The sequence below is a fragment of the Streptomyces sp. NBC_00353 genome, from assembly GCF_036108815.1.
In the GTDB taxonomy this organism is placed as follows: Bacteria; Actinomycetota; Actinomycetes; order Streptomycetales; family Streptomycetaceae; genus Streptomyces.
The window spans coordinates 8,012,462-8,030,645 of record NZ_CP107985.1 but is presented as its reverse complement, the minus strand read 5'-3'; the positions used below and the strand labels follow the sequence as shown (position 1 = coordinate 8,030,645).

17 protein-coding genes are annotated in these 18,184 nt (G+C 69.6%); 2 read left to right on the top strand and 15 right to left on the bottom strand.

The annotated features are described in order from the left end of the window. Window positions 1-25 precede the first annotated feature (25 nt). The 3 genes from OHA88_RS36230 to OHA88_RS36220 all read right to left on the bottom strand — a co-directional run bounded on the left by OHA88_RS36230 (window position 26) and on the right by OHA88_RS36220 (window position 2,994). Window positions 26-661, bottom strand: coding sequence for a vitamin K epoxide reductase family protein (locus tag OHA88_RS36230; RefSeq protein WP_267006201.1), 636 nt, complete (start codon window positions 659-661; stop codon window positions 26-28). A 369-nt stretch (window positions 662-1,030) separates the two neighbouring features. Beyond that, window positions 1,031-2,293, bottom strand: coding sequence for a histidine--tRNA ligase (gene hisS, locus OHA88_RS36225; protein ID WP_328628606.1), 1,263 nt, complete (start codon window positions 2,291-2,293; stop codon window positions 1,031-1,033). Window positions 2,294-2,307: 14 nt separating this feature from the next. Next, the gene (locus OHA88_RS36220; protein ID WP_267006199.1) at window positions 2,308-2,994 is read right to left on the bottom strand and encodes an MBL fold metallo-hydrolase; all 687 of its coding nucleotides are present in this window, start codon (window positions 2,992-2,994) and stop codon (window positions 2,308-2,310) included. A 159-nt stretch (window positions 2,995-3,153) separates the two neighbouring features. Here OHA88_RS36220 and OHA88_RS36215 point away from each other — a divergent pair, with 159 nt between their 5' ends. Beyond that, entirely contained in the window at window positions 3,154-3,945 is a 792-nt protein-coding gene (locus OHA88_RS36215) for a peptidylprolyl isomerase (RefSeq protein WP_328628605.1), read from the top strand. A gap of 203 nt (window positions 3,946-4,148) precedes the next feature. Beyond that, a complete protein-coding gene (locus OHA88_RS36210; protein WP_267006197.1) occupies window positions 4,149-5,378 on the top strand; it encodes a DUF349 domain-containing protein in 1,230 nt (409 codons plus the stop codon). A gap of 76 nt (window positions 5,379-5,454) precedes the next feature. On the opposite strand, the gene OHA88_RS36205 is transcribed toward OHA88_RS36210, so the two are convergent. The 12 genes from OHA88_RS36205 to OHA88_RS36150 all read right to left on the bottom strand — a co-directional run bounded on the left by OHA88_RS36205 (window position 5,455) and on the right by OHA88_RS36150 (window position 18,030). Beyond that, window positions 5,455-8,022 (bottom strand): RelA/SpoT family protein, encoded by a 2,568-nt coding sequence (locus tag OHA88_RS36205; RefSeq protein ID WP_328628604.1) that lies wholly within the window; start codon window positions 8,020-8,022, stop codon window positions 5,455-5,457. A 180-nt stretch (window positions 8,023-8,202) separates the two neighbouring features. Next, window positions 8,203-8,754, bottom strand: a complete 552-nt coding sequence (locus OHA88_RS36200) for an adenine phosphoribosyltransferase (protein WP_328628603.1) — start codon at window positions 8,752-8,754, stop codon at window positions 8,203-8,205. Then, the gene (gene secF, locus OHA88_RS36195; RefSeq protein ID WP_328628602.1) at window positions 8,754-9,854 is read right to left on the bottom strand and encodes a protein translocase subunit SecF; all 1,101 of its coding nucleotides are present in this window, start codon (window positions 9,852-9,854) and stop codon (window positions 8,754-8,756) included. Before secF ends, OHA88_RS36200 begins: the two co-directional genes overlap by 1 nt. 1 nt (window position 9,855) lies before the next feature. Further along, window positions 9,856-11,598 (bottom strand): protein translocase subunit SecD, encoded by a 1,743-nt coding sequence (secD, locus tag OHA88_RS36190; protein WP_328628601.1) that lies wholly within the window; start codon window positions 11,596-11,598, stop codon window positions 9,856-9,858. 147 nt (window positions 11,599-11,745) lie between these two features. Beyond that, a complete protein-coding gene (yajC, locus tag OHA88_RS36185) occupies window positions 11,746-12,249 on the bottom strand; it encodes a preprotein translocase subunit YajC (RefSeq protein ID WP_328628600.1) in 504 nt (167 codons plus the stop codon). Window positions 12,250-12,414: 165 nt separating this feature from the next. Further along, window positions 12,415-13,488: a Holliday junction branch migration DNA helicase RuvB gene (gene ruvB, locus OHA88_RS36180; RefSeq protein ID WP_328628599.1), complete on the bottom strand. Its 1,074-nt coding sequence runs from the start codon at window positions 13,486-13,488 to the stop codon at window positions 12,415-12,417. Window positions 13,489-13,559: 71 nt separating this feature from the next. Then, window positions 13,560-14,186 (bottom strand): Holliday junction branch migration protein RuvA, encoded by a 627-nt coding sequence (ruvA, locus tag OHA88_RS36175; RefSeq protein ID WP_328628598.1) that lies wholly within the window; start codon window positions 14,184-14,186, stop codon window positions 13,560-13,562. Then, window positions 14,183-14,755 (bottom strand): crossover junction endodeoxyribonuclease RuvC, encoded by a 573-nt coding sequence (ruvC, locus tag OHA88_RS36170; RefSeq protein WP_030918815.1) that lies wholly within the window; start codon window positions 14,753-14,755, stop codon window positions 14,183-14,185. The genes ruvA and ruvC overlap by 4 nt, the downstream gene beginning before the upstream one ends. A 121-nt stretch (window positions 14,756-14,876) precedes the next feature. Continuing rightward, on the bottom strand, window positions 14,877-15,629 hold the full coding sequence (locus tag OHA88_RS36165; protein ID WP_030918812.1) for a YebC/PmpR family DNA-binding transcriptional regulator: 753 nt from the start codon (window positions 15,627-15,629) through the stop codon (window positions 14,877-14,879). A gap of 62 nt (window positions 15,630-15,691) precedes the next feature. After that, window positions 15,692-16,285, bottom strand: coding sequence for a pyridoxal 5'-phosphate synthase glutaminase subunit PdxT (gene pdxT, locus OHA88_RS36160; RefSeq protein WP_030918809.1), 594 nt, complete (start codon window positions 16,283-16,285; stop codon window positions 15,692-15,694). Between the two features lie 6 nt (window positions 16,286-16,291). Next, entirely contained in the window at window positions 16,292-17,212 is a 921-nt protein-coding gene (pdxS, locus tag OHA88_RS36155) for a pyridoxal 5'-phosphate synthase lyase subunit PdxS (RefSeq protein WP_030968722.1), read from the bottom strand. 272 nt (window positions 17,213-17,484) lie between these two features. After that, a complete protein-coding gene (locus OHA88_RS36150; RefSeq protein ID WP_328628597.1) occupies window positions 17,485-18,030 on the bottom strand; it encodes a hypothetical protein in 546 nt (181 codons plus the stop codon). Window positions 18,031-18,184: the final 154 nt, after the last annotated feature.

Sequence of the window (18,184 nt, the reverse complement as noted above, 5' to 3'; positions counted from 1 at the left end):
CGGTGCCCGCTCCCGGCGCGGACGGTCAGCTGGTCCAGAAGTCCCACCAGCGGGTCAGGATCAGCATGCCGATGATGCCGACCCAGAGGACCGGCGGCACCCAGTGGAACTCCGTGAGTGCGTTGCGCAGCCAGTTCGGCGCGGGCAGGATCCGGTGCTTGATGTTGTGCGTGGTGACGTAGCAGAACATGAAGATCGTGGCGACCCAGGCCAGGCAGCACCACAGGCAGAGCGAGTTGATGTTGTACAGCGACTGGTACTGCAGCCAGGTGCAGAAACCGACGCCGAACAGTGTGCCCGCGTTGAGGCCGAGCCAGTACCAGCTGCGGAAGCGGGCGCCGGCGAGCAGGGCCAGGCCGATGCCGATGACGACGGAGTAGGTGACGAGTCCCAGCATCGGGTTCGGGAACCCGAAGGCGGACGCCTGCTCGCTCTTCATGATGTTGCCGCACGAGACCACGGGGTTGAGGCTGCAGCCCGGTGTGAAGCTGGGGTCCTCGAGCAGCTTGAACTTGTCGATCGTGATGACCCAGGCGGCGAGGAGGGCGGCGGCACCGGTGATCACCAGCAGCAGTGCGAACGCGCGGCTGCCGCCGATGGTCCTCTTCCGGCCGTCCTCGTCCTGGTCCGAGGAGGGATGGTCAACCGCTGCAGTCGTCATATCGCCGTTCCATCAGTGAGTGGCCTGCTGGGCATGGTCATTGTGCCGCACCACCTCACCTGCCATCCGTTCGATGGACATAAAGATGTGCGGAGAGACGCACACACGGCGGCAGGGAACGCGCGGCTTTCGCTAGCCACTACCTCGCCGCGACCGAACCGACAGGGGGCTGTGCGGGGGCTGCCCAGGCGTTACGGACAGCGGACGGCCACGACGACCCCCCGCCCCGGCCTCCCCCCGCAGACCGCCGTCTTCCCGGTTCGGTCTCGTCCGCCAGGATGAACCGGCTCCCGCGGGGTTGACGGTACAGGGGCGGTGACGCACTGTGCCCGCCCGGCGGACCGGGCGGGCACAGTCGGAGACGGTGGATCAGGCCAGCTTCTGCTGGATCTCGGCGACCAGCGCGTCGAGCGCGACCGCCTGCTGCTCCCCCGACTCCATGTCCTTCAGCTGGACCACGCCCTCGGCGAGATCACGTTCGCCCGCGACGACGGTGAAGCGGGCGCCGGACCGGTTGGCGCTCTTCATCGCGCCCTTGAGACCGCGCCCGCCGAACGCGAAGTCGGCGGCTACGCCCACTCGGCGCAACTCCGTCACCTTGGCGAACAGCACCCGGCGGGCCTCCTCACCGAGCGGCACCGCGAAGACGCTGGTGGACGAGGGCAGTTCGAGCTCGATGCCCTCGGCCTCCAGTGCGAGCACCGTACGGTCCACGCCGAGCGCCCAGCCGACCGACGGGAGCGCCGGGCCGCCGATCATCTCGGACAGGCCGTCGTAGCGGCCGCCGCCACCGACCGCGGACTGCGAGCCGAGTCCGTCGTGGACGAACTCGAAGGTGGTGCGGGTGTAGTAGTCGAGGCCGCGGACGAGCTTCTCGTCGTCCTCGTACACCACACCCGCCGCGGTCAGCAGATCGCGGACCTCCTCGTGGTACGCCTTGCACGCATCGCACAGGTAGTCACGCAGGACCGGTGCGCCGACGAGCTGCTTCTGCACCTCGGCGCGCTTGTCGTCGAGGACCCGCAGCGGGTTGAGGTCGATGCGGCGGCGGGTGTCGTCGTCCAGGTCGAGCTCGCGCAGGAACTCCTGGAGCGCGTCCCGGTAGACGGGACGGCACTCCTTGTCGCCCAGCGAGTTCAGCAGGATCCGGAAATTCTGCAGCCCCAGCGTGCGGTACGCCTGGTCGGCCAGGATGATCAGCTCGGCGTCCAGTGCCGGGTCCTCGGCGCCGATCGCCTCGGCACCGACCTGCGAGAAGTGCCGGTAGCGGCCCTTCTGCGGACGCTCGTAGCGGTAGTACGAGCCGGAGTACCAGAGCTTGACCGGCAGGTTGCCGAGCTTGTGGAGGTTGGCCTCCAGTGCGGCACGCAGCACCGACGCGGTGCCCTCGGGACGCAGCGCCAGCTCGGAGCCGCCCTTGGTGGTGAGGGTGTACATCTCCTTGCTCACGATGTCGGTGGACTCACCGACTCCGCGCGAGAAGAGCGCGACGTCCTCGAAGCCGGGCGTCTCGATGTAGCCGTAGCCGGAGTTCTTCAGCGGTGCGGAGAGCGCCTCGCGCACCGCGAGGTACTTCGCGGAGTCGGGCGGGGTCAGGTCGTACGTGCCCTTGGGGGCCTTGAAGGTGCTCACGGTTCTAACTCTCGTCACATTCCTCGTCGGGGCGCGGCCAGCCCGTGCAGATACGGGTTCGAGGCGCGCTCGCGGCCGATGGTCGTCTGGGGGCCGTGGCCGGACAGCACCACGGTCGAGTCGTCGAGCGGCAGGCACACACGGGCCAGCGACTCGAGCAGCTCGGCGTGGTCGCCGCCGGGCAGGTCGGTGCGTCCGACGGAGCCGGCGAAGAGCAGGTCGCCCGAGAAGAGGACCTGCGGAACATCCGCGGCCTCGGGCATCCTGAACGTCACCGACCCCTTGGTATGGCCGGGCGCATGCGCAACACCGAACTCCAGACCGGCCAGCAGCAGCTGGGCACCGTCGGTCAGCTCCTTGACGTCGTCCGGCTCCCCCACCGTCAGCTCGCCCATGAGCGGCATCCCGATGGAGCGGCCGAGGGCCTTCTCCGGGTCGCTCATCATGTACCGGTCCTCGGGGTGGATCCAGGCGGGGACATCGTGCGCGCCGCACACCGGGACGACCGAGGCGACATGATCGATGTGCCCGTGGGTGAGCACTACGGCGACGGGCTTCAGCCGATGCTTCTTCAGCGCGTCCTCGACTCCCTGGGTGGCCTGGTGGCCCGGGTCGATGATCACGCACTCCTCACCGGCGGCGGGGGCGACCACGTAGCAATTGGTCCCCCAGGCCCCGGCGGGGAACCCGGCAATGAGCACGATCGTCCTTAATGGTCGTCCGACGAAGGGGTGCGGCCGACTGCGGCTGAGAAGGTCGCGGCAGTTCAGAGCCTACCGGCGCTCCTCATTCCACAGCTAACCCATATACGGTACGGGGCAACCCAGGCCCGATCACACGACGTACAAGGAGATCACCCGGTGGTCAGCAGCGATCAGCGGCGGCGGCAGCTCGCCAGGGAGAAGTTCGAGCGGCAGCAGCAGCGCCGGGAGGAGGCCCGCCGCAGGACCAGGCGACTCACCGTCGTCATCGCGTCCGCGCTGGCCGTGGTGGCGGTCGTGGGAGTCACCGCGTTCGTCTCCCTCGGCGGCGACGACAAGGAAAAGAACGACGCGGCGTCGAGCACCAGCCCGTCCCCTTCGCCCTCGCCCTCGGCGAGCGAGAGCAGTGCGCCCGAGCCCGCGATGAAGATCGACAAAAAGTCGAAGTACACGATGTCGCTCAAGACGAGCCAGGGCGACATCGCGTTCACGATGGACGCGGCGAAGACCCCGCACACGACGAACTCGTTCAAGTCGCTCGCGGACAAGGGCTTCTTCGACGGTACGAAGTGTCACCGCCTCACCACGCAGGGCATTTTCGTCCTGCAGTGCGGTGACCCCAAGGGCGACGGCACGGGCGGCCCGGGCTACACGATCCCGGACGAGAACCTGACCGCGCTGGGCAAGGCGGGCAAGGACGGCACGGTGACGTACCCGGCGGGCACGGTGGCGATGGCCAACACCGGTCAGGCGCACACCGGCGGCAGCCAGTTCTTCCTGGTCTACAAGGACAGCAAACTCCCGCCGAGCTACACGCCGTTCGGCACGATGGACGCCGCCTCGCTGAAGGCCGTGAAGGCGGTCGGGACCGCCGGTGTCACCGGTGGCGCGGCCGACGGTGCCCCGAAGAAGGCCGTCACCATCTCGAAGGCGGCCGTCGACAAGGCCTGAGCCGACCGGGGCGGCCGGCCCGGCGAGTCCGGTCCGGCCGCCGGGGTGCGGGCCGAAGAATTCGGCCGCGCTGAGTGCGGACAGCCGGGCGGCCGGTCGCCTAGATTGGCGTTGTGCAGGGCGGGCGCGCAGCCCGCCCCAGGAAACTGTGGACGATGCCAGGGGGGCGAACCCTCTCACAGGCATCAGGTGGAGGAGGCGCTGTGAGCAGCGACCCGTGGGGCCGCGTCGACGAGACGGGCACCGTGTACGTGCGTACAGCCGATGGCGAGCAGGTCGTCGGATCGTGGCAGGCCGGCTCACCCGAGGAGGCTCTGGCCTACTTCGAGCGCAAGTACGAGGGCATCGTGGTCGAGATCGGCCTCCTCGAACGGCGGGTGAAGACCACCGACCTGTCGGCGAAGGACGCAACGACCGCCATCGAGCATCTGCGTCAGCAGGTCGACGAGCATCACGCGGTCGGTGACCTCGACGCATTGCGGAAGCGCCTTGACGCGCTGGTCGCGACGGTCGAGTCCCGCCGCGAGGAACGCAAGGTCCAGAAGGCGAAGCAGACCGACGAGGCGAAGCACGCCAAGGAGGCGCTGGTCGTCGAGGCCGAGGAGCTGGCGCAGAGCGAGCAGTGGCGCTCCGCGGGCGAGCGCCTGCGGGCGCTCGTCGACACGTGGAAGGGCCTGCCGCGGCTCGACCGCAAGTCGGACGACGAGCTGTGGCACCGCTTCTCGCACGCGCGCTCGGCGTTCTCCAAGCGCCGCAAGGCGCACTTCGCCTCGCTGGACGCCCAGCGCGAGGAGGCCCGCAAGGCCAAGGAGAAGCTGGTCGTCGAGGCCGAGGCGCTGTCCGGTTCCACCGACTGGGGGACGACGGCCGCGCGCTACCGCGATCTCATGACGGAGTGGAAGGCGGCGGGCCGCGCCCAGCGCGAGGCAGAGGACGATCTGTGGAACCGCTTCCGCGGTGCGCAGGACGTCTTCTTCGCCGCCCGCAGCGAGGTCTTCGCCGAGCGGGACGCCGAGCAGGGCGAGAACCTCAAGCTGAAGGAGGAGCTCGCGGTCGAGGCCGAGAAGCTGGTGCCGGTGAAGGACCTGAAGGCGGCGAGGGCCGCGTTCCGTGCCATCAACGAGCGCTGGGAAGCCATCGGCCATGTGCCGCGTGACGCCCGCCCGAAGATCGAGGGACGGATGCAGGCGGTGGAGCGGGCGCTCCAGGAGGCCGAGGAGTCCGAGTGGCGCCGGACGAACCCGGAGGCGCGTGCGCGCGCCGAGGGTCTGACGGGTCAGCTGCAGGCTGCCGTGGACAAGCTGCGTACGCAGATCGACACGGCGCGCGCCGCGGGCAACAACGCCCGGGCCGACAAGCTGGCCCGTGAGCTGGAGGGCCGCCAGGCACTGCTGGACCAGGCGCTGAAGGGCCTGGAGGAGTTCGGCGGCTGAGCCGGACACCGCACACGAGGAAGGGGCTCCCGTACGTGACGTACGGGAGCCCCTTCCTTGTATGTGCGGGGTGCGCTTACGGCCTGCGGGCCGAGGTCACCCGGTAGACGTCGTAGACGCCCTCCACGCCCCGTACGGCCTTCAGGACGTGTCCGAGGTGCTTCGGGTCGCCCATCTCGAAGGTGAAGCGCGAGGTGGCCACCCGGTCCCGCGAGGTCTGCACGGCTGCGGACAGGATGTTGACGTGCTGGTCGGACAGGACGCGTGTGACGTCCGAGAGCAGCCGCGACCGGTCCAGTGCCTCGACCTGGATGGCGACCAGGAAGACCGAGGACTGGGTGGGTGCCCATTCGACCTCGAGGATCCGCTCCGGCTGCTGCGACAGCGAGTCGACGTTGACGCAGTCGGCGCGGTGCACGGAGACGCCGCTGCCGCGGGTGACGAAGCCGATGATCGGGTCGCCGGGTACGGGCGTGCAGCAGCGGGCCAGTTTGACCCAGACGTCCTCGACGCCCTTGACGACCACACCCGGATCGGCGTTGGAGCGGCGCTTGTGGCGGCTGCGGGACGGCGGCGTGCTCTCCGCGAGATCCTCGTTGGCGGCGTCCTCCCCGCCGAGCGCCTGCACCAGCTTCTGCACGACGCCCGCGGCCGCGACATGGCCCTCGCCGATCGCCGCATACAGCGACGAGATGTCGGGGTAGCGCATCTCGTGGGCGAGCGTGACCAGCGAGTCCCCGGTCAGGATCCGCTGGATCGGCAGGTTCTGCTTGCGCATGGCACGCGCGATGGCGTCCTTGCCCTGCTCGATCGCCTCGTCGCGGCGCTCCTTGGAGAACCAGGCGCGGATCTTGTTCCGGGCGCGCGGCGACTTGACGAAGCCGAGCCAGTCCCGGGACGGTCCCGCGCCGGCCGCCTTGGAGGTGAAGACCTCCACCAGGTCGCCGTTGTCGAGGGTCGATTCGAGCGGTACGAGCCGCCCGTTGACCCGTGCTCCTATGGTCCGGTGGCCGACCTCCGTGTGCACGGCGTACGCGAAGTCGACCGGTGTCGCACCCGCGGGGAGCGCTATGACGTCGCCCTTGGGTGTGAAGACGAAGACCTCGTTGCGGGAGAGGTCGAAGCGCAGCGAGTCCAGGAACTCGCTGGGGTCCTCGGTCTCCTTCTGCCAGTCCAGGAGCTGGCGCAGCCACGCCATGTCGTTGACGGTGTCCTGGCCGCGGCCGGTGTTCTTCGGCACGTCGGTACGGACCTTGGAGGCGCCCGCGACGGCCTCCTGCTTGTACTTCCAGTGGGCGGCGATGCCGTACTCGGCGCGGCGGTGCATGTCGAAGGTGCGGATCTGCAGCTCGACCGGCTTGCCGCTGGGACCGATCACCGTGGTGTGCAGCGACTGGTACATGTTGAACTTGGGCATCGCGATGTAGTCCTTGAACCGGCCGGGGACCGGATTCCATCGCGCGTGCACGGTGCCGAGTGCGGCATAACAGTCGCGGACGGTGTCGACGAGGACGCGGATGCCCACCAGGTCGTAGATCTCGGCGAAGTCCCGGCCCCGCACGATCATCTTCTGGTAGACGCTGTAGTAGTGCTTCGGGCGTCCGGTGACGGTGGCCTTGATCCGGGCTGCGCGCAGGTCGGCCTGGACCTCGTCGGTCACTATGGCGAGGTACTCGTCGCGCTTGGGCGCCCGCTCGGCGACGAGACGGACGATCTCGTCATACATCTTGGGGTAGAGGATCGCGAAGGCGAGGTCCTCCAGTTCCCACTTGATGGTGTTCATGCCCAGCCGGTGTGCCAGGGGCGCGTAGATCTCCAGCGTCTCGCGGGCCTTCTTCTCCTGCTTCTCCCGCTTGAGATAGCGCATGGTGCGCATGTTGTGCAGCCGGTCGGCGAGCTTGATGACGAGGACCCGGGGGTCCTTCGCCATGGCGACGACCATCTTGCGTACGGTCTCGGCCTGCGCCGCCTCGCCGAACTTGACCTTGTCGAGCTTGGTCACGCCGTCGACGAGCAGCGCGACCTGGTCGCCGAAGTCGCGGCGCAGCGTGTCGAGGCCGTACTCGGTGTCCTCGACCGTGTCGTGCAGCAGGCCCGCCATCAGCGTCGCCGGGTCCATGCCGAGTTCGGCGAGGATCGTCGTGACGGCGAGCGGGTGCGTGATGTACGGGTCGCCGCTCTTGCGCTTCTGGCCGCGGTGCCAGCGCTCGGCGACCTGGTAGGCGCGCTCGATCTGACGCAGCGTGGACGTCTCGATCTTGGGGTCGTTGCTGCGGACGGCACGCAGCAGCGGTTCGAGGACCGGGTTGTACGGGCTGGAGCGCTGCACCCCGAGCCGGGCGAGCCTGGCCCGTACCCGGTTGGAGGAACCGCCGGAACGAGCGACGGCGCCGGCCGGAGCCACGGGCTTGACGGCGGGCTTGGCCGGGGGCTTCGGGGCTGTCGGCGCCGGCGAGGCCGGGGCCGGCCGGTCGGCGGCGGACCCGTTCGCCTTGATGGGCGCCTGCGCCGCGCTGCGCACGGGTTCGGGGGCCGGGGGCTTCGGCTTCTCCTTCGCCACGGGCTGCTTCTTCTCGGGCGTGGCTGGGACCGCCGCGGGCTTGTCGGGCTGCGGGGCGGCGACTGGCTGGGCCTCGTCTGGCAAGAGCGCTCCTCGTGCGGATCCGGACACCCGGAAAGGCCATCGTATCGACCCTGCGGCCGGAGCTCCCCCGGGGACGGTGAGACCTTTCACAACGCGGGACGGGCACCCGGCTGTTCCCGGGTGCCCGTCCTGTGTGTGCGATTGTGCCGTCCGCGTACGGTCCGCTACCGCGGGCGACGCTCAGATCGTGATCAGAGCCTCCAGCGGGGCACCCGCGAGCCCCGGCTCCAGCCGGGCCCGGCCGGCGAGAAAGCCGAGCTCCATGAGGACCGCGACGCCCGCGACCTGGGCACCGGCCCGCCGGATCAGCTCCAGCGAGGCCTCGGCGGTGCCGCCGGTGGCGAGGACGTCGTCGATCACCATGATCCGGTCGTCGGGGGCGAGGTCCTCGGCGTGGATCTCGATCTCCGCGGTGCCGTACTCCAGCTCGTACGCCTGGCTGAGCGTGGCTCCGGGCAGCTTCCCGGCCTTGCGGACGGGTACGAAACCGAGCCCGGCCCGGACCGCGACCGGCGCGGCCAGGATGAAGCCGCGCGCCTCCAGACCGACGATCTTCGTGGCGCCGTGCCGGACGCACAGCTCCGCGAGGGAGTCGGTGAGAGCCGTGAACGCCACCGGGTCCGCGAGCAGCGGGGTGATGTCCTTGAATATCACCCCCGGCTTCGGGTAGTCCGCCACATCACGGATCCGGCTGAGCAGCAGTTCCCTGATGCTCTCGGTGGTGCTGGTCATCAGCGCTTCCCCGGGGTCCGGCCGTGGCCCCTGGGCTGCTGGCGCTGGCCGACCACCGCAGCGGTGGGTGCGGCGTCCACGTGGACGTCGTCGTCGTACGCCTGCTCGCCCTCGGCTGACTCGCCCTTGGCGGCGGCTGCCGCGCGCTTGGCGAGGATCCGCTTCTTCAGGGCCTTCATCTGCGGCTCGCGTTCCTTGAGGTCGGCGACCAGCGGGGTGGCGATGAAGATCGAGGAGTACGCACCGGCGGCGAGGCCGACGAAGAGCGACAGCGAGATGTCGTTCAGCATGCCGGCGCCGAGGACACCGCCACCGATGAACAGCAGACCGGCGACCGGCAGCAGCGCCACGACGGTGGTGTTGATGGAACGGACCAGCGTGCCGTTGATCGACCGGTTGGCGATCTCGCTGTACGTCCACCGGGTCTGCTTGGTGATCCCCTTCGTGCCCTCCTTGAGGCTGTCGAAGACGACGACCGTGTCGTACAGGGAGTAACCGAGGATGGTCAGCAGACCGATCACGGTGCCCGGGGTGACCTCGAAGCCGACCAGGGCGTAGATACCCACCGTGATCGTGATGTCGTGGATCAGCGCGACCAGGGCCGCGATCGCCATCCGCCACTCGAACGCGATGGCGAGGTAGATCACCACGAGGATCATGAAGATGCCGAGGCCGGTCCAGGCCTTGTTGGCGATCTGCTCACCCCAGCTGGGGCCGACCAGGTCGGCGTTGATCTTCTCCTCGGGGACCTTGAGGTCCTTGGAGAGCTCCGCCTTGATCGCGTCGGACTTCGCCAGGTCGACTTCGGTGATCTGAATACGCAGACCGCCGTTGCCGAGCTTCTGGACGATCGCCTGGTGGCCGGAGGCGGAGACCGCGGACTCCTCCGCCTGGGCGACCGAGGCACTGGTCGACGGAGTGGTGAAGACCGCGCCGCCCTTGAACTCGATCCCCATGTTGAGGCCGCTGACCGCCAGGGCCACGACGGCCGTGATGGTGATCAGGATCGAGATGCCGTACCAGATCTTGCGCTTGCCGATGAAGTCGTAACCGACCTCGCCGCGGTAGAGCCGGGAGCCGAGACTGCCGAGTCGCGACATCTCACGCCTCCTTCGGGTCGGTGGGGGCGTTGACACGACGCGTGCGCCGCAGCGGCGGCTTGGCGCCGAGCCGCTTCGGGTCCAGGCCGGACCACGGGTGACCGCCGGAGAAGAACTTCGTACGGGCCATCAGCGTCATGACGGGCTTGGTGAAGAGGAACACCACGACCACGTCGAGCAGGGTGGTGAGACCCAGCGTGAAGGCGAAGCCCTGGACCTTGCCGACGGTGACGATGAAGAGCACCGCGGCGGCGAGGAACGACACGAAGTCGGAGACCAGGATGGTGCGCCGGGCGCGCGGCCAGGCGCGCTCGACGGCCGGACGCAGTGTGCGGCCGTCACGGATCTCGTCCCGGATGCGTTCGAAGTACACGATGAACGAGTCCGCGGTGATACCGATCGCCACGATGGCACCACAGACCGCGGGGAGGTTCAGCGCGAAGCCGATGGCCGGGCCGAGCAGCGACATGAGCGTGTAGGTCAGGATGCCGGAGACCAGGAGGCTCAGGAGCGCGATGAGCGCAAGGCCGCGGTAGTAGGCCACCAGGTAGATGACGACCAGGGCCAGACCGATCGCACCGGCGATCAGACCCGCCTGGAGCTGCTCACCGCCGAGCGCGGCGGTGACGGTGGTGACCGTGTCCTCGTCGAAGGACAGCGGGAGCGCACCGTACGACAGCACGTTCGCCAGGTCCTGGGCGGACTGCTGGGTGAAGCTGCCGGAGATCTCGGCGCTGCCGCTGAGCGTCTCGTTCACCTGGGGCGCGGAGACGACCTCGCCGTCGAGCGCGATGGCGAACTGGTTCATCGGCGACTGCTGCTGGGACAGCTTGGAGGTGATCTGCTGGAACTTCTTCGAACCCTTGTCGGTGAAGTCCATCTGCACGATCCACATGCCGCGCTGCTGGTCGATCGTGGCCTTGGCGCTGTCCACGTCCGTACCGGAGACCTCGGCCGGGCCGAGGACGTACTTGGCGTCACCCTCGGAGCTGCACGCGATCGTGGTGTCGGTGGGCTTCGCGTTGGCACCGGCCTTCGCACGGCCGGCCTTGGTGGAGCAGTCCAGAGCGGCGAACCGCTTCTGGAGCTCGGCGGTGGCCGGGTCGACCGAGGCCGAGGGGCTCGCGGACGCCTTCGGCGTGCCGGAGGCACTGGCGCCGGGGCTGGGCGACGTGTCCTTCGTCAGGGCGCCGGTGACCGCGCGGCCCTGGGTGGTGGCGCCGGCCGAGGGGGTGGCCTTCGAACCGGACGCCGTCTCCTTGTCGCTGGGCGAGGCGCTCGGCTTGGCCGAACCGGATGCCGACGGGCTGGCCGTGTCGGTGGGCGTGGCCTGGCCTGCGGTTACGGTGAGCACGGGCCGGAAGTAGAGCTGGGCGGTCGTACCGACCTGTTCCCGGGCCTGCTTCGAGTTCGTCCCCTTGGGGATGTTGACGATGATGTTGTCCCGGCCCTGGGTCTGGACCTCGGCCTCCGAGACACCCAGACCATTGACACGGCGTTCGATGATGCTGACCGCGGTGTCCATGTTGGTCGGGTTGATCGCGTCGGGCTTGCCGGGCTGACTCTTCGCCTTGAGCGTGATCGACGTGCCGCCCGCCAGGTCAATACCCAGCCGAGGCGTGGTGTGACCGGACAAGAACATCCCGCCGGTGAGCGCGACCATGGCGATCAGGATCAGAGCCAGGGCACGCCCCGGCCTGCCCTGGCCGCCGGACGGCCCTCGGCCCTTCTTCGGTGCTGCCACCTTCTCGTTTCTCCCTGTCCAACCGCCCCGCGCCGGGTACGCGCCCGAGCGGCCACGAAGTGTTGTGGGGACCTGCCCCCGCAGAAGACCGCACGTTCCGGGGGATGCCGGACGCCGGTAGGCTCACAGCATCCCCCGGGTCATGCCCTACTTCGCGTCGGCCTCGCCGTCGGCCTTCTCATCGGCCTTCACGTCCTTCGGCTCGGCCTTCGGCTCGACGTCGTCGGCCTCGGCCTTCTTGCCCAGGTCGATCTTGGCGTTGTCCGAGGAGTCGTCGTCCGCGTCGGCCTCGACGGGCTCGTCGGAGCCGGTCGCCTCGGTCAGCGAGGAGGCGTCGTCCGGCACGATCGCGCCGTCGATGTCGTCGCCGTCACCGTGGACGATCCGGTTGTACTCCGCGTCGTCGAGGACGGCGCCGATGGCGTTCTTGGCGTAGATGGCGTGGACGCCGGGGGCGACCTCAAGGACAACCGTGTCGTCGTGCAGCTCCTTGACGGTGGCGTACATGCCCCCGATCGTCCGGACGCCGGTGCCGGGCTGCATGTCGTTGCGCATCTGCGCGGCGGCAGCCTGCTTCTTCTTGGCGGACCGGGTCATCAGGAACATGGCCCCGATGAGCACGATGAAGGGGAGGAGAGTCACGGGATTCACGGGACGAGTTTCCTTCGCACGACCGCGCTGAAATGCGGCCTGATCTACGGGGGTGGGCACGCCGCCCTGTACGGACGGCATCGGCGGAGTCTAAGCGAGTCCGCATCGATGGAACAACGCCCAGCATGGCACCGCGGTTCCTGATCTGGGCCAACCTGTGACGCATCACGCCCCAAAAAGACCCTGTTGTCCTTTTCCACCGTGGGACGGGGGGACGAGACCCAGATGGGCCCAGGCCGCCGGGGTGGCGACCCGGCCCCTCGGCGTCCTGGCCAGCAGACCTTCCCGTACCAGGAAGGGCTCCGCGACCTCCTCGACCGTCTCACGCTCCTCCCCCACGGCCACTGCGAGGGTGGACAGGCCCACCGGGCCGCCGCCGAAGAGCTTCAGCAGCGCGCCGAGCACCGCCCGGTCCAGCCGGTCCAGGCCCCTGGCGTCGACCTCGTACACCCTGAGTGCCGCGGCGGCGACGCTGCGGTCGATCCGGCCGTCCGCCTTGACCTGGGCATAGTCGCGGACGCGGCGCAGCAGCCGGTTGGCGATACGGGGCGTACCGCGAGAGCGGCCGGCGATCTCGGCGGCACCGTCGGCGTCTATCGCGACGTCGAGGAGGCGGGCCGAGCGGTGGATGACGCGTTCCAGTTCGGCGGGGGCGTAGAACTCCATGTGGCCGGTGAAGCCGAAGCGGTCGCGCAGCGGGGGCGGCAGGAGTCCGGCCCGGGTGGTGGCGCCGACCAGGGTGAAGGGCGGCAGCTCCAGCGGGATGGCCGTGGCGCCGGGGCCCTTGCCGACGATGACGTCGACCCGGAAGTCCTCCATCGCCATGTAGAGCATCTCTTCGGCGGGCCGCGACATGCGGTGGATCTCGTCGAGGAAGAGGACCTCGCCCTCCTGGAGGGAGGAGAGGATCGCGGCGAGATCGCCCGCGTGCTGGATGGCGGGACCGGAGGTGATCCGGATCGGGGCGCCCATCTCGGCGGCGATGATCATGGAGAGGGTGGTCTTGCCGAGGCCGGGGGCACCGGAGAGCAGGACGTGGTCGGCGGTGGCGCCGCGGGCAAGGGCCGCCTTCAGGACCAGGTCGAGCTGTTCGCGCACCTTCTCCTGGCCGACGAACTCGTCGAGGTCCTTCGGCCGCAGGGCGGCTTCGACCGCGGTGTCCTCGCCGTCCGCGCCTGCGTCGACGAGGCGCTCGTCGAGCCGCTCGTCGGTGTCGGGTCCGGTGTCGTCCCAGTTCATTCGGTCAGTCCCGCCTCGGGTGTTTCGGTGCCGGGCCGTGCGATGCCCGTGCGTCGGGGTGTCGCGTCCGGTCAGCGTGCGCGGTTGAGCGTCTGCAGTGCGGCGCGCAGCAGTTGCGGTACGGGCGGCTGGGCGCCCTCGGCGAGGGCGGCCTCGGCCTGCGGGGCAACGGCGGAGACCGCCTCGTCGGCCTCGCGGCTCGCATAGCCGAGGCCGATCAGGGCGGCCTGCAGCTGGTCGCGCCAGGAGGAGGAGACGGCGGTGCCGACGCCCTGCCGGCCGATGTGGGCGCCGACGGGCTCGCCGAGCCTGTCCTTCAGTTCGAGCAGGAGTTTCTGCGCGCCCTTCTTGCCGATGCCGGGGACAGCGGTGAGCGCCTTCTCGTCGTCGGCGGAGACGGCGAGGCGCAGGGCGTCCGGGCTGTGCACGGCCAGCATCGCCTGGGCGAGCCTCGGGCCGACGCCGCTGGCGGTCTGCAGGAGCTCGAAGACCTGCCGCTGGTCGTCGTCGGCGAAGCCGTAGAGCGTCAGCGAGTCCTCCCGCACGACGAGCGAGGTCGCCAGCCTGGCCTCCTGACCGATCCGCAGGTCGGCAAGGGTGTGGGGGCTGCACTGGACGGCCATGCCGATGCCACCGACCTCGATCACGGCCGTGGTCGGGGCGAGTGCGGCGACGGGGCCGCTGACGAAGGCGATCATCGGGGGACCTTCCGGACGGGAACTGCGGGGGTACGGGGAACGCGCGGGGTGCGGGCCGCGGCGGCGGCCGCATGTGCCTGCTGGAGGCGGTTGACGGCCGGGGCCCGCCATATGTGGCAGATGGCGAGGGCCAGCGCGTCGGCGGCGTCGGCCGGCTTCGGCGGGGCGTCGAGCCTCAGCAGCCGGGTGACCATCGCGCCGACCTGTGCCTTGTCGGCGCGGCCGCTGCCGGTGACGGCGGCCTTGACCTCACTGGGGGTGTGCAGGGCGACGGGGATGCCGCGACGGGAGGCGCAGAGCATGGCGACCGCACTGGCCTGGGCGGTGCCCATCACCGTACGGACGTTGTGCTGGCTGAACACCCGCTCCACGGCGACGAATTCGGGACGGTGCTCGTCGAGCCACTCCTCGATGCCTCGCTCGATGGCGACCAGCCGGTGGCCGAGCTCCGCGTCGGCCGGGGTACGCACGACGCCGACCCCGAGCATCGTCAGGGGGCGGCCCGCGACGCCTTCGACGACGCCGACGCCGCACCGGGTCAGCCCCGGGTCCACGCCCAGTACCCGCATGAAGCGCCCCCTCTGCCGATCGGTCAACTGTTCCCGCAGGCTATCGGCTCGCACTGACAATGCGACGGGCCGACGGGGTGTGTCCCCGCCGGCCCGTGCTGAAGGCTGTGCTGAGTGCGCCTCAGGCGTCGACCTTCTCCATGACCTCGTCCGAGACGTCGAAGTTGGCGAAGACGTTCTGCACGTCGTCGCTGTCCTCCAGCGCGTCGATCAGCTTGAAGATCTTGCGTGCGCCTTCTTCGTCCAGCTCGACCTGCATGGTGGGCAGGAAGTTGGCCTCTGCGGAGTCGTAGTCGATGCCGGCCTGCTGGAGCGCGGTACGGACCGCGACCATGTCGGTGGCCTCGCTGACGACCTCGTAGGACTCACCGAGGTCGTTGACCTCCTCGGCGCCCGCGTCGAGCACCGCACCGAGGACGTCGTCCTCGGTCAGCTCGCCCTTGGGGACGATGACGACGCCCTTGCGGTTGAAGAGGTACGAGACCGAACCCGGGTCGGCCATCGAACCGCCGTTGCGGGTCATCGCGACCCGTACGTCGGAAGCGGCACGGTTGCGGTTGTCGGTGAGGCACTCGATGAGCACCGCGACACCGTTCGGGCCGTAACCCTCGTACATGATCGTCTGGTAGTCGACGCCGCCCGCTTCGAGACCGCCACCGCGCTTGACCGCGGAGTCGATGTTCTTGTTCGGGACGGAGCTCTTCTTGGCCTTCTGGATCGCGTCGACGAGGGTCGGGTTGCCCTCGGGGTCCACACCGCCGGTGCGGGCCGCGACCTCGATGTTCTTGATCAGCTTCGCGAAGAGCTTGCCGCGCTTGGCGTCAATCACGGCCTTCTTGTGCTTCGTCGTAGCCCATTTAGAGTGGCCGGACATCTGCCTGTCTCCTTCGCGTCACCAATTTCTTAACGAACCCGAGAGATCCTACCGGGATCGAGTCATCGGACTGCGCGCACCATGTCGACGAAGAGCGCGTGAACTCGGTGGTCCCCGGTCAGTTCCGGGTGAAATGACGTCGCCAGGGCGTTTCCCTGCCGTACGGCGACGATGTGACCGCCGTGCTCGGCCACGACTTGGGCCTGTGCGCCGACCGACTCCACCCAGGGGGCCCGGATGAAGACGCCCTCGACCGGACCGCCGTCGATTCCGGTGACCTCGACGGCCGCCTCGAAGGACTCGTTCTGCCGCCCGAACGCGTTACGTCGCACGATCATGTCGATGCCGCCGACGGTCTCCTGGCCCGAACGCGGGTCGAGGATCTTGTCTGCCAGCAGGATCATTCCCGCGCAGGTGCCGTAGACCGGCATTCCGGCGCGTACCCGCTCGCGCAGCGGTTCCAGCATGCCGAACAGGACGGCCAGCTTGGACATGGTGGTGGACTCGCCGCCGGGGATGACGAGACCGTCGACCTCGGCGAGCTCCTCGGGGCGCCGGATCGGCCTGGCCAGGGCATCAGCCGAGGCCAGGGCGATCAGGTGCTCCCGTACGTCGCCCTGAAGAGCCAGGACTCCGATCACAGGGGTGTCGCTCATCAGTGACTACCAGCCGCGGTTGGCGTAGCGCTCGGTCTCGGGCAGCGTGTCGCAGTTGATGCCGACCATGGCCTCGCCCAGGTTGCGGGAGGCGTCCGCGATGATCTTCGGGTCGTCGTAGAAGGTGGTGGCCTTCACGATGGCGGCGGCGCGCTTGGCCGGGTCGCCGGACTTGAAGATGCCGGAGCCGACGAAGACGCCCTCGGCGCCGAGCTGGCGCATCAGCGCGGCGTCGGCCGGGGTGGCGACGCCACCCGCGGAGAACAGGACGACGGGCAGCTTGCCGAGCTCGGCGACCTCCTTGACCAGCTCGTACGGGGCGCGGAGCTCCTTGGCTGCGGCGTACAGCTCGTTGTTGTCGTAGCCGCGCAGCCGGGCGATCTCGTTCTTGATCTGGCGCAGGTGGCGGACCGCCTCGACGACGTTGCCGGTGCCGGCCTCGCCCTTCGAGCGGATCATGGCCGCACCCTCGGCGATGCGGCGCAGTGCCTCGCCCAGGTTGGTGGCGCCACAGACGAACGGTGTGGTGAAGGCGAACTTGTCGCTGTGGTTGACCTCGTCGGCCGGCGTGAGGACCTCGGACTCGTCGATGTAGTCGACGCCGAGGGACTGGAGGACCTGGGCCTCGACGAAGTGGCCGATACGCGACTTCGCCATCACCGGGATGGAGACGGCCTCGATGATCTCTTCGATCATGTTCGGGTCGGACATCCGGGCCACGCCGCCGTCCTTGCGGATGTCGGCGGGCACCCGCTCGAGGGCCATGACGGCCACGGCGCCCGCGTCCTCGGCGATCTTCGCCTGCTCGGCGTTGACGACGTCCATGATCACGCCGCCCTTGAGCTGCTCGGCCATGCCGCGCTTGACGCGCGCGGTGCCGGTCGCCGGGGAGTCGGTGGACTGCGGGGTGGTGGGAAGCGTGGACACGGATCGACCTCACTCGGAGAAAAAGATGCTGATGGTGCTCGTTGGTGCTCTGCTGAGCAAACTCCTCGGAACCAGTCCACAGCAAGGGCCAATGGCAGGCCGGTGGATCGTTTTGGCGGCGTACGGCCGCGTACGGGACGAACGGCGCGCCCTGCGGCGGAGCAGAGCGTGGGCCCCGCTCAGCGCGGGTGGCAGGCCTGTGCGGGACGTACAGGCCTGCTGTACGGGGGCTGTGCGGCCGCGTACGGGGCCCGGTGGCGGCCGTTCACATGTCAGCTGCCCGGGCGGTCCGCCAGCGCGACCGGGGGCTCGTCGTCCATCTCGAAGGCCAAGGGGAACGGCGCGTGTCCGGCCAGCCGGAACCAACGCACCGTGCGGTGCCTGCGCAGCGCACGCGCCGCGCGCACCGCGTCGTTGTGGAACCGCCGCGCCATCGGGACCCGTCGCACGGCCGCGGCCAGCTCGGACGCGGCCTCCTCGCCGCCGGGGATCTCCTTCACGGCCTCCACCTGGGCCGGCTCGCCGAACACCGCCCGCAGCGCGGTGCTGAGCTCGCTCTCCGCGACCTCGCGGTGCTCCTCCTCCGACTGCCGGGCCGCGTGCGCGGCCTCGTACAGCACGATGGACGCGGCCGGGTCGAGGACGCCGGACGTGGCCAGTTCCTGGGTGACCGAGGCACGGCGCAGCAGTTGTGCGTCGAGGGCGGCGCGGGCGGCGTCGATCCGCGCGTGCAGCCGGTCCAGCCGTCCGGCGGTCCAGCTGAGGTACAGGCCGATCGCGACGAGCGCGACGGCGATCCAGATGAGGGTTTCGGTCACGGGCCGCAAGGCTACCGTCGGGCGCGCGCGGCCCGGCCCTCCGGCCCGCGCCCCTGCCCGGGAAGCAGCTCCGGCCCCAGGTCCTCGAACGCGCCGGTCGGGCCCGGGACGGACGGACCCGAGGTGCCGCTGAGCTGCACGGCCCCGAGCCGGA